This window comes from Kitasatospora sp. NPDC059747, assembly GCF_042732955.1.
Taxonomy (GTDB): domain Bacteria; phylum Actinomycetota; class Actinomycetes; order Streptomycetales; family Streptomycetaceae; genus Kitasatospora.
The window spans coordinates 37,216-50,157 of sequence record NZ_JBHWGV010000004.1; the positions used below are offsets into that span (position 1 = coordinate 37,216).

Genomic DNA, 12,942 nt, shown 5'->3' on the forward strand with positions numbered 1-12,942 from the left:
AAGGAAAGAAGCATCATGTCCAAGCCCCTGCCGACGACCGTCCGCACCCACTTCACCGCGCTGCGGATGCTGCTGGTCCTGACGGTGATCCTCGGGATCGCGTACCCGCTGCTGGTCACCGGCATCTCGCAGGTCGCCTTCAGCGACAAGGCCAACGGCTCGATCGTGAAGTCCGACGGCAACCAGGTCGGTTCGAGCCTGCTCGGCCAGAACTACAACCTGCCGAAGAAGAACCCGGACGACCCGAAGGAGGAGCCGGTGCCGGACCCGAAGTGGTTCCAGCCCCGCCCCTCCGCGAACAACTACGCCGGCGACAACTCGGGCGCCTCCAACCTCGGCCCGAACAGCGACGACCTGCTGAAGGCCGTCAACGACCGCCGCGCCGCGGCCGCCGAGTTCGACGGCGTCGACCCGGCGAGCGTCCCGGCGGACGCGCTGGAGGCCTCCGGCTCCGGCCTCGACCCGCACATCTCGGTGGCCTACGCCAAGGAGCAGGTCAACCGGGTCGCCAGGGAGCGCAAGCTCCCGGTGGAGACGGTCGCCAAGCTGGTCGACACGTACACCGAAGGCCGTTCCCTCGGTTTCCTCGGCCAGGAGGGCGTCAACGTCGTCCTCCTCAACAAGGCGCTGGCGGAACAGAAGTGACAGCCCTACCGCTGGAGCTGTGAAACGGGCCGACCCGGGCGGGGCACCAACCCCCGCCCGGGTCGGCCGCCGTACACCCCGACCCCGGTGCGGGGCCGCCCTGGCAGGCCGCCCCGCAGGACACGAAAGAGCAGCGCCCATGGCCCGCGACCTCACGCCCGGCACCGGCACCCGCAGCGGCCGGCTGCGGGTGTACCTGGGTTCCGCCCCCGGGGTCGGCAAGACCTACCGGATGCTGGACGAGGCGCGGCGCAGACAGGAGCGCGGCGCCGACGTCGTGGTCGGGTACATCGAGTGCCACGGCCGCCGGCACACCGAGGGCATGCTGGCCGGCCTGGAGGTCCTGCCGCGGGTCCACCGCTCCTACCGGGAAGCCGAGTTCGAGGAGATGGACCTCGACGGCGTGCTCGCCCGCCGCCCGTCCGTCGTCCTCGTCGACGAGCTCGCGCACACCAACATCCCCGGCGGCCGCAACGCCAAGCGCTGGCAGGACGTCGAGGACCTGCTCGCCGCCGGCATCGACGTCATCAGCACCGTCAACATCCAGCACCTGGAATCGCTGAACGACGTCGTCCAGAAGATCACCGGGATCCCGCAGCGGGAGACCGTCCCGGACGAGGTGGTCCGCCGGGCCGACCAGATCGAACTCGTCGACATGGCCCCGCAGGCGCTGCGCCGCCGCATGGCCCACGGCAACGTCTACAAGGCGGAGAAGGTGGACGCCGCGCTCTCCAACTACTTCCGGGTCGGCAACCTCACCGCCCTGCGCGAACTCGCCCTGCTGTGGGTCGCCGGGCGGGTCGACGAGGGCCTGCGCGACTACCGGGCCAACCACAACATCGACCGCGTCTGGGAGACCCGCGAACGCGTCGTGGTCGCCCTCACCGGCGGCCCCGAGGGCGAGACGATCATCCGCCGCGCCGCCCGGATCGCCGACCGCACCGCCGGGGGCGACCTCCTCGCCGTCCACGTGACCAGGAGCGACGGCCTGGCCGGCGCCTCCTCCGGCGCGCTCGCCCAGCAGCGGCAGCTGGTCGAGACCCTCGGCGGCAGCTACCACGTGGTGGTCGGCGACGACATCCCCACCGCGCTGCTGGCCTTCGCCCGCGCCCACGACGCCACCCAGCTGGTCCTCGGCACCAGCCGCCGCGGCCGGATCAGCCGCTTCCTCACCGGCCCCGGCATCGGCGAGACCACCGTGGACGCGTCCGAGGACATCGACGTCCACATGGTCACCCACGAGTTCACCCGCCGCGGCCGGCTGCCCTCGCTCGGCCGGCGCCACTCCAAGCGCCGCACCATCGCCGGCTACGCGGCCGGCTTCGTGGTGCCCTGGATCCTGACCGGGATCCTCTCCCAGGCGCACCACAGCGTGAACCTCACCACCGACGCGCTGATCTTCCAACTCGGCGTGGTCATCGTCGCCCTGCTCGGCGGCGCCACCTCGGCGCTGCTGGCCGCCGTCATCGCCTCGGTGCTGCTCAACTACTTCTTCATCCCGCCCGTCCACACCCTGACCATCACCGAGACGAACAACATCGTCGCCCTGGTGGTCTTCGCCGCCGTCGCGCTGGCCGTCTCCACCGTCGTCGACCACGCCGGCCGGCTCACCAGCCGGGCCGCCCGCGCCACCGCCGAGGCCGAGACCCTCTCCACCCTGGCGGGCAGCGTGCTGCGCGGCGCCGACGCGCTGCCCGCGCTGCTGGAGAAGTCCCGGACGGCCTTCGGCATGGACGCCGTCGCCCTGCTCTCCCGCACCGGCGGCGAGGTGCTGGCCCACTCCGAGGCCGAACACCCGGGCGAGCCGGGCGGGGAGACCACCGAGGTGCCGGTCGGCACCGACGCCGTCCTGGTCCTCACCGGCCGCCGGCTGCCCGCCGCCGACCAGCGCGTCCTCACCGCCTTCGCCGCCCACGTCGCCGCCGCCCTGGAGCGCGACCGGCTGGCCGTCGTCGCCGCCGAGGTCGAGCCGATCAAGGCCGCCGACCGGATGCGCACCGCCCTGCTCGCCGCCGTCAGCCACGACCTGCGCACCCCGCTGGCCGCCGCGCTCGCCTCGGTCGGCTCGCTGCGCAGCCCCGACGTCGAGTTCTCGCCCGAGGACCAGGCCGAACTCCTCGCCACCGCCGACGAGTCGCTGGTCAAGCTCACCCGCCTGGTCGACAACCTGCTCGACATGAGCCGCCTCCAGGCCGGCGCCCTCACCCTGCACCTCACCGAGACCCACCTCGACGAGATCCTGCCCCGGGCGCTGGACAGCCTCCCCGACCCGTACGCGCCGGTCCAGCCGCTCGACCTCGACACCGCCCCGCCGGTGCTCGCCGACCCGCCGCTGCTGGAGCGCGTCCTCGCCAACGTGATCACCAACGCGCTGCGCCACAACGCGCCCGGCGCGCCCGTCCTGGTCACCGCCAGCCACCACGCCGACCAGGTCGAGATCCGGGTGATCGACCGCGGGCCCGGCATCGCCCCCGAGGACCGGGACCGGGTCTTCCTGCCGTTCCAGCGCCTCGGCGACACCGACAACACGACCGGCGTCGGCCTCGGCCTCGCCCTCTCGCGCGGCCTCGCCGAAGCCATGGGCGGCAGCCTGGAGGTCGAGGACACCCCCGGGGGCGGCACCACCATGCTGCTCACCCTGCCCGCAGCCGCCACTCGGGAGGAGCCTGAACATGAGTGAGCGAAGCGAACGAATCATCGAGAGGTGCGTGTTTCGCGAAGCGACCGCCGAGCGAAGCGAGGTGGCCGCATGAGTGAAATTCTGATCGTCGACGACGAACCCGCTCTACTGCGGACGTTGCGGATCAACCTCAGCGCCCGGCACTACGCCGTCCGGACGGCCGCCAGCGGCGGTGAGGCGCTCGACCGCGCCGCCCGCACCAGCCCGGACGCCGTCCTGCTCGACCTCGGCCTGCCGGACGTCGACGGCATGGACGTCCTGCGCGGCCTGCGCAGCCACAGCGCGATGCCGATCATCGTGCTGTCCGGCCGCTCCGGCGCCGCCGACAAGGTGGGCGCCCTCGACGCCGGCGCCGACGACTACCTCACCAAGCCCTTCCAGATGGAGGAGCTGCTGGCCCGGCTGCGCGCGGTGCTGCGCCGGCCCTTAGGCGGCCTCCCGCTGCTCCAGCCGGTCATCGGCGACCACACCGTGGACCTCGCCGCCACCACCGTCACCGGCCCGTCCGGCCCGGTGCGGCTCACCCCGACGGAGTGGCGCATCCTCGCCCTGCTGCTCGCCAACCCGGGCCGGCTCGTGCCCGGACGGCAGATCCTGCGCGAGGTGTGGGGGCCGGCCCAGGAGGAGCGCGGCAACTACCTGCGGGTCTACCTGGCCGGGCTGCGCCGCAAGCTGGAGCGGGACCCGGCCCGGCCGCGGCACCTGATCACCGAACCGGGCATCGGGTACCGCTACGAGCCCTGACGGGACGGCCGCGTCGTCAAAGGACCGTCAAGCCGTCAAAGGCCCGTCAAGAGGCGCCGGTTCACCGACAGGAGGGCGTCAAGGCCGGTCGGGAGCGGTCGTCCGCGGGCGTAGCGTCAGTGCTGTCCGAGCGGGCGCCGGCTCCAATGTGGGGGAGGCCGGGGCCCGCTCCCGCCGCCGCAAGGCGGCCAGCAGGTGGGGGAGGGGCGCGCAACTGTCCATTGCGCGCCCCTACGCCTTTTCCGGCCCTGCGCCTATCGGGGAACGGGACTCAGCCCCCGCCGCTGCTCCCCGACTGCCGCGGCAGCGCCAGCGCCACGGTGTCCGCGAACTCCCGTACGGCGCTGGTCCGGCTGACCACCCGCCCGCTGTGCACCACCAGCCGGCTGTGCCCGCCCGCGAGCGCCCCGGCCAGGCTGTCCCCGCGCACCGCCAGGAGCTCCGCCGGGAACCCGGCGTCCACCCGCACCGGCGGCAGTCCGAGCGCCGCCCGGGCCCGGTTCGCCACCGCGTCGTACGCCTCGTCCGGGCCCAGCGCCCCGCTCGCCGCCAGCAGGTACGCGGCCTCCAGCGGATCCGCCCGGCCGACCGGGTTCGACTGGTCCCGCAGCGTGCCGCTGCCCGCCGACAGCTCGACCCGGGCCTCCGTCAACTCCCTGAGCAGGCCGGGACGCAGGCCCGTCGGCGGGCCTTCGAGACCGGAGCAGCCGCCGTTCTGCGGCAGGCACACCACCCGCACCCCCGCGGTGGCCAGCACCGTCGCCGCGCCGCGGGCCAGCGACCCGCACGGGCCGAGCGTCACGCGCGGCTGCAGCGGAGCCAACGCGCCGACCAGGCGGGCGAGTTGGGCCGGATCGGCGGCGGTGGTGTGGAGGTCCACCGGGCAGTCCGCCTCGCGGGCGGCCTCCAGCAGCACCTGCACGTACCCGGCCGGATCCGGGTCCAGCTCCGGGCAGCCGCCGGCCGCGGTGGCGCCCAGCTTGAGCGCGTCGCGCAGCTGCGCCCGGCCGTCCGCCCCGGCCCGGCCGGTCAGCAGCCGGGGCATCGCCACCGCCTGGAGCTCGGCCAGCCCGCGCAGCGCCTGCCGGGCGGTGAGCACCGCCTCCAGCCGGCCCAGCCCGTGCACGTCGCCGATCCGGACGTGGGTGCGCTGGGCGGTGGCGCCGTAGCCGAGCGAGGTGAGCGCGGCCTCGGTGATCCGCCGGGTGAGGTCGGCGGGCGTCTCGGGCGGCGGGGTGGGCAGTGCGGCGGAGAAGGCGACGTCGTAGTGGGCGTGCGCCTCGACGGGGGCGGGCAGCAGCAGGTAGCCCTTGAGGTCGATCTTGGCGCCGGTGGTGACGGTGGGCGTGCCCGGCATGGCGGGCAATGGGCCGAGGCTGCCCACGGTGCCGACGGCCTGGATCCGGTCGCCGCTGATCCGGACGTCCACCACCCGCCCGTCGGCCAGCCGGGCGCCGGTGAGCAGGAGGACCGGGCCGTGCCCGAGCGGGTTGGCCGCCGGGCCGGGCCCCTGGTGCGGCCCGTCGGCGGCTGCGCTGTCCATCGCCGGCTCCTTCTCGCGCTGGGGCCCGTCGGGTGGCAGGCCGTCCCGATCAATGAGGGTCGAGCCTATGGGGCCGGGGGGCGGGGCGCCGGGAGGCGGGCATTAGTCGTATCGGGTCGGGCCGCGTGGCTCGCAGGCCGCTCGAACGCGGTGCCTTGGATCGCTCGTCCGTGCACCGCGCCCACCTGCGGTCTTCGCGGCCGGATACGGATTTCACCTCTGGGCGCGGAACGTGTAATCTCTTCCTCGTTCGCCCCTATAGCTCAGTCGGTAGAGCGTCTCCATGGTAAGGAGAAGGTCTGCGGTTCGATTCCGCATGGGGGCTCTGGTGAAAAGCAGTCAGCTTCGGCTGTGCTGCGGATCACTGTGGCGGTGTAGCTCAGTTGGTAGAGCAAGCGGCTCATAATCGCTGTGTCACCGGTTCAAGTCCGGTCACCGCTACCCCGCGTAGTCGGTCGGGAGATCGCACTCCCGGTCGGCTACTCTTGTTGTGTTCTTATTCGTTGTCCAAGGAAGGCACTCCCGTGGCTGCCACCGATGTCCGCCCGAAGATCACGCTGGCCTGCGTGGAGTGCAAGGAGCGGAACTACATCACCAAGAAGAACCGGCGTAACGACCCGGACCGTCTTGAGATGAAGAAGCACTGCCCCCGCTGCAACTCGCACACCGCGCACCGCGAGACCCGCTGACCCTCCCGTAGGGCATCGGGCCTGTGTGAATCCAGGTCTCATACTCCGGGCCGCATCCCTCACTGGGTTGCGGCCCGGAGTTTTTTTCGTACCCACCGCTTCGTATCCACCGCGTCCTCGAGGAGTTGCCGCCATGGCGCTCGATCCCTCCTTCATCGGGCGGACCTATCCGCCGACCGAGCCCTACGAGGTCGGTCGCGAGAAGATCCGTGAGTTCGCCGTCGCCGTCGGTGACCACAACCCGGCCTACACCGACCCCGAGGCGGCCAAGGCGCTCGGCCACCCCGACGTGATCGCCCCGCCGACGTTCCCCTTCCTGATCACCTACCGGGCCGCGGCCCAGGTGGTCGAGGACCCGGAGCTGGGCCTGGACTTCACCCGGGTGGTCCACGGCGACCAGAAGTTCGCCTACACCCGCCCGGTGCGGGCCGGCGACCGGCTGTCGGTCGACGTGACCATCGACAACATCAAGTCGCTGGCGGGCAACGACGTGCTCACCGTCCGCGGCGAGGTGACGGACGCGACCGGCGAGCACGTGGTGACGTCGGTCATGACCCTGGTGGCCCGGGCCGCCGACGAGGCGGGGGAGTGAGCCCGATGGCGATCAGCTACGACGAGGTCGAGGTCGGCACCGAGCTGCCGGCGCAGTCCTTCCCCGTGACGCGCGACACCCTGGTGCGCTACGCGGGCGCCTCCGGCGACTTCAACCCGATCCACTGGAACGAGAAGTTCGCGCTGGAGGTCGGCCTGCCCGACGTCATCGCCCACGGCATGTTCACCATGGCCGAGGCGATCCGGGTGGTCACCGACTGGGTCGGCGACCCGGCGGCCGTGGTCGAGTACGGCGTCCGCTTCACCCGCCCGGTCCCCGTCCCGAACGACGGCGTCGGCTCGGTGATCGAGGTCTCCGGCAAGGTCGCCAAGCTCCTCGACGACCGCAGGGTCCAGGTCGACCTCGTCGCCACCTTCGGCGGCCAGAAGGTCCTCGGCATGTCCCGGGCCGTCGTCCGCCTCGGCTAGGACCCGTACCGGGTGGAAGGGGTGCCGGGCGGTGCTCCTTCCACCCGTACGCTGGGGGGCGTGCTGGTAGAAAACGACGCCCCCCTTGCCCCGCTGACCACGCTCCGGCTCGGCGGGCCGGCCCGCAGGCTGGTCACCGCGCACACCGACGACGAGGTCGTCGCCGCCGTCCGCGAGGCCGACGCGGCGGGCGAGCCGCTGCTGGTGATCGGCGGCGGCTCGAACCTGGTGATCGGCGACGCCGGCTTCCCCGGCACGGTGCTGCGGATCACCACCACCGGCTTCGCGCTGGACGGGACGGTCCTGGAGCTGGCGGCCGGCGAGGTCTGGTCGGCGGCGGTCGAGCGGACCGTCCTCGACCACGGCCTGGCGGGCATCGAGTTCCTGGCCGGCATCCCCGGCTCGGCCGGTGCCACGCCGGTGCAGAACGTCGGCGCGTACGGCCAGGAGGTCGCGCAGACGATCACCGAGGTCGTCGCGTACGACCGCACCGCCGACGAGGTCGTCACGCTGGCGAACGACGCGTGCGGGTTCTCCTACCGGCACAGCCGCTTCAAGGCGGAGCCGGACCGCTACGTCGTGCTGCGGGTGCGCTTCGCCCTCGCGGACCACGACGGCCTCTCCAGCCCGGTGAAGTACGCCGAGGTGGCGAAGCACTTCGGCGTCGAGCAGGGCGAGCGGGTGCCGCTGGAGAAGGCCCACGACGCGGTGCTCGGGCTGCGCGCCGGCAAGGGCATGGTCCTGGACCCGGCGGACCACGACACCTGGTCGGCCGGTTCCTTCTTCACCAACCCGGTGCTCACGGCCGCGCAGTACGAGTCCTTCCGCACCCGTCCGGGCACCGGGAACGCCCCCGCCTACCCGGCGCCGGAGGGCTGCACCAAGACCTCGGCCGCGTGGCTGATCGACAAGGCCGGCTTCGGCAAGGGCTACGGCAGCGGTCCGGCCACGCTCTCCACCAAGCACACCCTGGCCCTGACCAACCGCGGCTCCGCCACCGCCGAGGACCTGCTCGCACTCGCCCGGGAGATCCGGGACGGCGTGCGGGCGGCCTTCGGGGTGGAGCTCGTCAACGAGCCGGTGATGGTGGGCGTGCGGCTCTAGGACCCGTCCACGGGGCCGTGCCCGTCGGCCAGCCAGGCGTCGATGTCCGCCAGGAGCTCCTTGCGGACGGCCTCCGGCGCGCACGAGCCGCGGACGGACTGGCGGGCCAGCTCGGCGAGTTCGGCGTCGGTGAAGCCCAGCACGTCGCGGGCCAGGTCGTACTGGGCGGCCAGCCGGCTGCCGAACAGCAGCGGGTCGTCCGCGCCGAGCGCGAGCGGCACCCCGGCGTCGAACAGCTTGCGCAGCGGGACCTCGTCCGGGTGCTCGTAGACGCCCAGCGAGACGTTGGACGACGGGCAGACCTCGCAGGTGACCTGCCGGGCGGCCAGCCGCTCCATCAGCCGCGGGTCCTCGGCGGCCCGGACGCCGTGGCCGATCCGGCCCGCGCCCAGGTCGTCCAGGCAGTCCCGGACGGACTCCGGGCCGGCCAGCTCGCCGCCGTGCGGGGCGGCCAGCAGCCCGCCCCGGCGGGCGATCGCGAAGGCCCGGTCGAAGTCCCGGGCCAGGCCGCGGCGCTCGTCGTTGGAGAGGCCGAAGCCGACCACGCCGTGGTCGGCGTAGCGGACGGCGAGCCGGGCCAGGGTCCGGGCGTCCATGGGGGACTTCATCCGGTTCGCCGCGACCAGCACCCGGATGCCCACGCCGGTGGCCGCGGCGGCCTGCTCGACGGCGTCGAGGATGAGTTCCAGCGCGGGGATCAGCCCGCCCAGCCGGGGGGCGTACGAGGTCGGGTCGACCTGGATCTCCAGCCAGCGGGAGCCGTCCCGCCGCTCGTCCTGCGCGGTCTCCAGGACCAGCCGGCGGATGTCGGCCTCGTCCCGGAGCACCGAGCGCGCGGTGTCGTAGAGGCGCTGGAAGCGGAACCAGCCGCGTTCGTCGGTCGCCCGCAGCCTGGGCGGCTCGCCGGAGCTGAGCGCCTCCGGCAGCCGGACGCCGTGTTTGTCGGCCAGTTCCAGCAGGGTGGCCGGACGCATCGAGCCGGTGAAGTGCAGGTGCAGGTGGGCCTTCGGGAGGCCCCTGACGTCTCGCGGATTCAACAGGCGTTCCATTTGCCGATCCTGCCCTATCGGGCCCCCGAACGGGAACCGCCCTCCCTTCATCCCCCGATGGGGTGAAAGGAGGGCGGTCCGCCGGTGAACCCGGCGCGTCGGGTCGACGACGGCCGTCGGCCGGGCGTCGGCCGGTCGTCAGTCGCGGGCCTCGCCGAGCAGCTGCTGGATCCGGCCGATGCCCTCGACCAGGTCGGCGTCGCCGAGCGCGTAGGAGAAGCGCAGGTAGCCGGGGGTGCCGAAGGCCTCGCCCGGGACGGCGGCGACCTCGACCTCGTCCAGGATCAGGCTCGCCAGCTCGCCGGAGGTCTGCGGGCGCTTGCCGCGGATCTCCTTGCCGAGCAGGCCCTTGACGGACGGGTAGGCGTAGAACGCGCCCTCGGGCTCGGGGCAGACGACGCCCTCGATCTCGTTGAGCATCTTCACGATGGTCTTGCGCCGGCGGTCGAACGCGGTGCGCATCTCGTGCACGGCCGAGAGATCGCCGCTGACGGCGGCGATCGCGGCGCGCTGGGCGACGTTGGAGACGTTCGAGGTGGCGTGCGACTGCAGGTTGGTCGCGGCCTTGATGACGTCCTTCGGGCCGATCACCCAGCCCACCCGCCAGCCGGTCATCGCGTAGGTCTTGGCGACGCCGTTGACGACGATGCACTTGTCGGCCAGGCCGGGCAGCAGGGCCGGCAGCGAGGTGAAGGCCGCGTCGCCGTAGACGAGGTGCTCGTAGATCTCGTCGGTGAGCACCCACAGGCCGTGCTCCAGCGCCCAGCGGCCGATCTCCTCGGCCTCGGCCCGGGTGTACACCGCGCCGGTCGGGTTGGACGGCGAGACGAAGAGCACCACCTTGGTGTTCTCGGTGCGGGCGGCCTCCAGCTGCTCGACCGAGACCTTGTAGCCCGTGGTCTCGTCGGCGATCACCTCGACCGGGACACCGCCGGCCAGCTGGATCGACTCCGGGTAGGTGGTCCAGTACGGGGCCGGGACGATGACCTCGTCGCCCGGGTCCAGGATCGCCGCGAACGCCTCGTAGATCGCCTGCTTGCCGCCGTTGGTCACGAGCACCTGCGAGGCGTCCACCGCGTAGCCCGAGTCGCGCAGGGTCTTGGCGACGATCGCTTCCTTCAGCTCGGGCAGGCCGCCGGCCGGGGTGTAGCGGTGGTTCTTCGGGTCGCGGCAGGCCTCGACGGCCGCCTCGACGATGTAGTCCGGGGTGGGGAAGTCGGGCTCGCCGGCGCCGAAGCCGATCACCGGGCGGCCGGCCGCCTTGAGGGCCTTGGCCTTGGCGTCCACGGCGAGGGTCGCGGACTCGGCGATCGCGCCGATCCGGGCGGAGACCCGGCGGTCGGCGGGGCGGATGGAGGGGTCGGGCTGCGGGGTGGAAGCGCTCATGCCTGCATCGTCGCAGAACCGGGACGGACCGGGCAGCGCGGTTTCACCATCCGTACGGGCCCGTCCGAATCGCGGCCGCGGATGATCGGACGGTGATCATGCGGGCATGCCGGACATAAGCCGGGCGACCGGTGCTCCGGCGAGAAGAGGTTCGACCAAACAGCCCCGGACCACGTACACTCACTGCTCGACGGCCACCGAAAACAACCGGAGCTTTCACCGCATGTGCAGACAGCGGCGGGAGATGCGGTAGGTTGGTCGCTACCGGAGCCGCGAGGCACCGTAGGGCAATAGCTCAATTGGTAGAGCACCGGTCTCCAAAACCGGCGGTTGGGGGTTCAAGTCCCTCTTGCCCTGCTGCTTGACCCGTATTCAGCCCGTTCGCTCCACAGAGCGAGCGGGCTTGATGCGGAGAGGGCACCGATCAGCACCGCTTTAGCCGGCTAGCACGTGCCCGACCGGGTGCGCAGGTGATGCTCGGCAGGACCCGGATTCAGGTGAGGACGAGTGACGGAGACCACGGGCTCCACCGCAACGCCTGAGAGCGGCAACCCCGAGGGTGCCGACGGCGCTGCCGAGAACGCGCCCGCCGAGGGCGAGGAGAAGGCGCTCTCGCGCCGCGACCGCAAGCGCGCCAAGCGTTCGGGCGACAAGTCCGGCAAGCGGGCCAAGAAGGGCCTGTTCGCCCGGATCGGCCTGTTCTACCGCCAGATCATCGCCGAGCTGCGCAAGGTCGTCTGGCCCACCCGCGGCGAGCTCACCAGCTACACCACCGTCGTGGTCACCTTCGTCGTGGTCATGATGGCCCTGGTGGCCGGTCTGGACTACGGCTTCTCCAAGCTCAGCCTGCTGGTCTTCGGCTGACCGAGCCGACCGCCTTCGAAAAGCTTCCCGACCCGGGCCGATACTTCGGCCCGGGTCGAGCTGTCTGCGCCGCACGTACACGGCCGCTACCGTTGACTCGGTACTGTTGAAGTCTCCGGACATCCACCTGGCGCCCGCGCGAGCGGGGCGCGCGGGCGGCCGTAGCGGAGCGCGCCACCTTCACCATCTCCAGGAAAGAAGCAGCCACCGTGTCTGAGTCCCCCCTGTACGACGCCGACGAGACCGTCCGCGAGGCGGATGTCGCCGCCGAGCTGGACGCGGCCGAGCAGGCTGACGACGCAGCGTCCGCCGAGCAGATCGTGGACGCCGTGGACGGCGACGAGGACGAGGTCGAGGCGTTCGACGAGGCCGAGGCCGGCGAGCCCGCCGAGGAGGCCGCGCTGCACGTGGAGACCGTCGAGGAGCCCGCCGCCGAGGTCGAGGAGGCCGAGGAGGCCGAGGAGGCCGAGGAGGAGGCCGCCGAGGCCGAGGAGGCCGTCGAGGTCGACCCGGTCGCCAAGTTCCGCGAGGACCTGCGCTTCATGCCCGGCGAGTGGTACGTGATCCACACCTACGCCGGCTACGAGAACCGGGTGAAGCAGAACCTGGAGCAGCGCGCCGTCTCGCTGAACGTCGAGGAGTACATCTTCCAGGCCGAGGTGCCGCAGGAGGAGGTCGTCCAGATCAAGAACGGCGACCGCAAGACCATCCGCCAGAACAAGCTCCCCGGCTACGTCCTGGTGCGCATGGACCTCACCCCCGAGTCCTGGGGCGTCGTGCGCAACACCCCCGGTGTCACCGGCTTCGTGGGCAACGCCTACGACCCGTACCCGCTGACCCTGGACGAGGTCGTCAAGATGCTCGCCCCGGACGTCGAGCGCCAGGCGGCCAAGGAGGCCGGCAAGCCCTCGCCGGTCAAGCCCAGCGAGATCCAGGTCCTGGACTTCGAGGTCGGCGACTCGGTCACCGTCACCGACGGCCCGTTCGCGACCCTCCAGGCGACCATCAACGAGATCAACCCCGACTCGAAGAAGGTCAAGGGCCTGGTCGAGATCTTCGGCCGGGAGACCCCGGTCGAGCTGTCCTTCGACCAGATCCAGAAGAACTAGTCGTACGGTCTTGGGGTTTGGGGGGGGGGGGGGGGGCCCCCCCCCCGCACCCGATGGTGGGGGGGGGCGGGGGGGGGTGGGGGGGTGGTGGTGTGGGTTGGGGGGGGCG

General features: G+C 72.3%; 12 protein-coding genes and 3 tRNA genes. 12 read left to right on the plus strand and 3 right to left on the minus strand.

Annotated elements, in window-relative coordinates:
- The first annotated feature begins 15 nt into the window (after positions 1 to 15).
- From kdpC to ACFV4G_RS02905, 3 genes are all read left to right on the plus strand, one after another.
- A complete protein-coding gene (gene kdpC, locus ACFV4G_RS02895; protein WP_380435832.1) occupies positions 16 to 645 on the plus strand; it encodes a K(+)-transporting ATPase subunit C in 630 nt (209 codons plus the stop codon).
- Positions 646 to 784: 139 nt separating this feature from the next.
- Positions 785 to 3,325 carry an ATP-binding protein gene (locus tag ACFV4G_RS02900; RefSeq protein WP_380435834.1) on the plus strand — a complete coding sequence of 847 codons (2,541 nt, stop codon included), beginning with the start codon at positions 785 to 787 and terminating at the stop codon, positions 3,323 to 3,325.
- 69 nt (positions 3,326 to 3,394) lie between these two features.
- Positions 3,395 to 4,069: a response regulator gene (locus tag ACFV4G_RS02905; protein ID WP_380435836.1), complete on the plus strand. Its 675-nt coding sequence runs from the start codon at positions 3,395 to 3,397 to the stop codon at positions 4,067 to 4,069.
- A gap of 271 nt (positions 4,070 to 4,340) precedes the next feature.
- On the opposite strand, the gene ACFV4G_RS02910 is transcribed toward ACFV4G_RS02905, so the two are convergent.
- Positions 4,341 to 5,612: a hydrolase gene (locus tag ACFV4G_RS02910; protein WP_380435838.1), complete on the minus strand. Its 1,272-nt coding sequence runs from the start codon at positions 5,610 to 5,612 to the stop codon at positions 4,341 to 4,343.
- Between the two features lie 252 nt (positions 5,613 to 5,864).
- On the opposite strand from ACFV4G_RS02910, the gene ACFV4G_RS02915 reads away from it, so the two are divergent.
- The 6 genes from ACFV4G_RS02915 to ACFV4G_RS02940 all read left to right on the plus strand — a co-directional run bounded on the left by ACFV4G_RS02915 (position 5,865) and on the right by ACFV4G_RS02940 (position 8,425).
- A tRNA-Thr gene (locus tag ACFV4G_RS02915) sits at positions 5,865 to 5,937 on the plus strand.
- Positions 5,938 to 5,980: 43 nt separating this feature from the next.
- Positions 5,981 to 6,053 (plus strand) — tRNA-Met (locus tag ACFV4G_RS02920).
- Between the two features lie 83 nt (positions 6,054 to 6,136).
- The gene (gene rpmG, locus ACFV4G_RS02925) at positions 6,137 to 6,301 is read left to right on the plus strand and encodes a 50S ribosomal protein L33 (RefSeq protein ID WP_006604855.1); all 165 of its coding nucleotides are present in this window, start codon (positions 6,137 to 6,139) and stop codon (positions 6,299 to 6,301) included.
- Between the two features lie 133 nt (positions 6,302 to 6,434).
- Positions 6,435 to 6,893 carry a MaoC family dehydratase N-terminal domain-containing protein gene (locus tag ACFV4G_RS02930; RefSeq protein ID WP_359962150.1) on the plus strand — a complete coding sequence of 153 codons (459 nt, stop codon included), beginning with the start codon at positions 6,435 to 6,437 and terminating at the stop codon, positions 6,891 to 6,893.
- A 5-nt stretch (positions 6,894 to 6,898) separates the two neighbouring features.
- The gene (locus ACFV4G_RS02935; protein WP_380435840.1) at positions 6,899 to 7,321 is read left to right on the plus strand and encodes a MaoC family dehydratase; all 423 of its coding nucleotides are present in this window, start codon (positions 6,899 to 6,901) and stop codon (positions 7,319 to 7,321) included.
- 60 nt (positions 7,322 to 7,381) lie between these two features.
- On the plus strand, positions 7,382 to 8,425 hold the full coding sequence (locus ACFV4G_RS02940; protein ID WP_380435842.1) for a UDP-N-acetylmuramate dehydrogenase: 1,044 nt from the start codon (positions 7,382 to 7,384) through the stop codon (positions 8,423 to 8,425).
- On the opposite strand, the gene ACFV4G_RS02945 is transcribed toward ACFV4G_RS02940, so the two are convergent.
- On the minus strand, positions 8,422 to 9,474 hold the full coding sequence (locus tag ACFV4G_RS02945) for an adenosine deaminase (protein WP_380435844.1): 1,053 nt from the start codon (positions 9,472 to 9,474) through the stop codon (positions 8,422 to 8,424). The genes ACFV4G_RS02940 and ACFV4G_RS02945 overlap by 4 nt on opposite strands.
- Before the next feature lie 138 nt (positions 9,475 to 9,612).
- Positions 9,613 to 10,860, minus strand: coding sequence for a pyridoxal phosphate-dependent aminotransferase (locus ACFV4G_RS02950; RefSeq protein WP_380435846.1), 1,248 nt, complete (start codon positions 10,858 to 10,860; stop codon positions 9,613 to 9,615).
- A gap of 284 nt (positions 10,861 to 11,144) precedes the next feature.
- On the opposite strand from ACFV4G_RS02950, the gene ACFV4G_RS02955 reads away from it, so the two are divergent.
- The 3 genes from ACFV4G_RS02955 (at position 11,145) to nusG (ending at position 12,833) form a co-directional block, all read left to right on the plus strand.
- Positions 11,145 to 11,217: transfer RNA gene (locus tag ACFV4G_RS02955), tRNA-Trp, on the plus strand.
- A 150-nt stretch (positions 11,218 to 11,367) separates the two neighbouring features.
- Positions 11,368 to 11,724 carry a preprotein translocase subunit SecE gene (gene secE / locus ACFV4G_RS02960; protein ID WP_359962165.1) on the plus strand — a complete coding sequence of 119 codons (357 nt, stop codon included), beginning with the start codon at positions 11,368 to 11,370 and terminating at the stop codon, positions 11,722 to 11,724.
- Positions 11,725 to 11,933: 209 nt separating this feature from the next.
- The gene (gene nusG, locus ACFV4G_RS02965; RefSeq protein ID WP_380435848.1) at positions 11,934 to 12,833 is read left to right on the plus strand and encodes a transcription termination/antitermination protein NusG; all 900 of its coding nucleotides are present in this window, start codon (positions 11,934 to 11,936) and stop codon (positions 12,831 to 12,833) included.
- Positions 12,834 to 12,942: the final 109 nt, after the last annotated feature.

Excerpts from the sequence above, each read along its gene's own strand:
- kdpC (WP_380435832.1), top strand. The coding sequence starts at position 16 with ATGTCCAAGCCCCTGCCGACGACCGTCCGCACCCACTTCACCGCGCTG.
- ACFV4G_RS02900 (WP_380435834.1), top strand. The coding sequence starts at position 785 with ATGGCCCGCGACCTCACGCCCGGCACCGGCACCCGCAGCGGCCGGCTG.
- ACFV4G_RS02905 (WP_380435836.1), top strand. The coding sequence starts at position 3,395 with ATGAGTGAAATTCTGATCGTCGACGACGAACCCGCTCTACTGCGGACG.
- ACFV4G_RS02910 (WP_380435838.1), bottom strand. The coding sequence starts at position 5,612 with ATGGACAGCGCAGCCGCCGACGGGCCGCACCAGGGGCCCGGCCCGGCG.
- ACFV4G_RS02930 (WP_359962150.1), top strand. The coding sequence starts at position 6,435 with ATGGCGCTCGATCCCTCCTTCATCGGGCGGACCTATCCGCCGACCGAG.
- ACFV4G_RS02935 (WP_380435840.1), top strand. The coding sequence starts at position 6,899 with ATGGCGATCAGCTACGACGAGGTCGAGGTCGGCACCGAGCTGCCGGCG.
- ACFV4G_RS02945 (WP_380435844.1), bottom strand. The coding sequence starts at position 9,474 with ATGGAACGCCTGTTGAATCCGCGAGACGTCAGGGGCCTCCCGAAGGCC.
- ACFV4G_RS02950 (WP_380435846.1), bottom strand. The coding sequence starts at position 10,860 with ATGAGCGCTTCCACCCCGCAGCCCGACCCCTCCATCCGCCCCGCCGAC.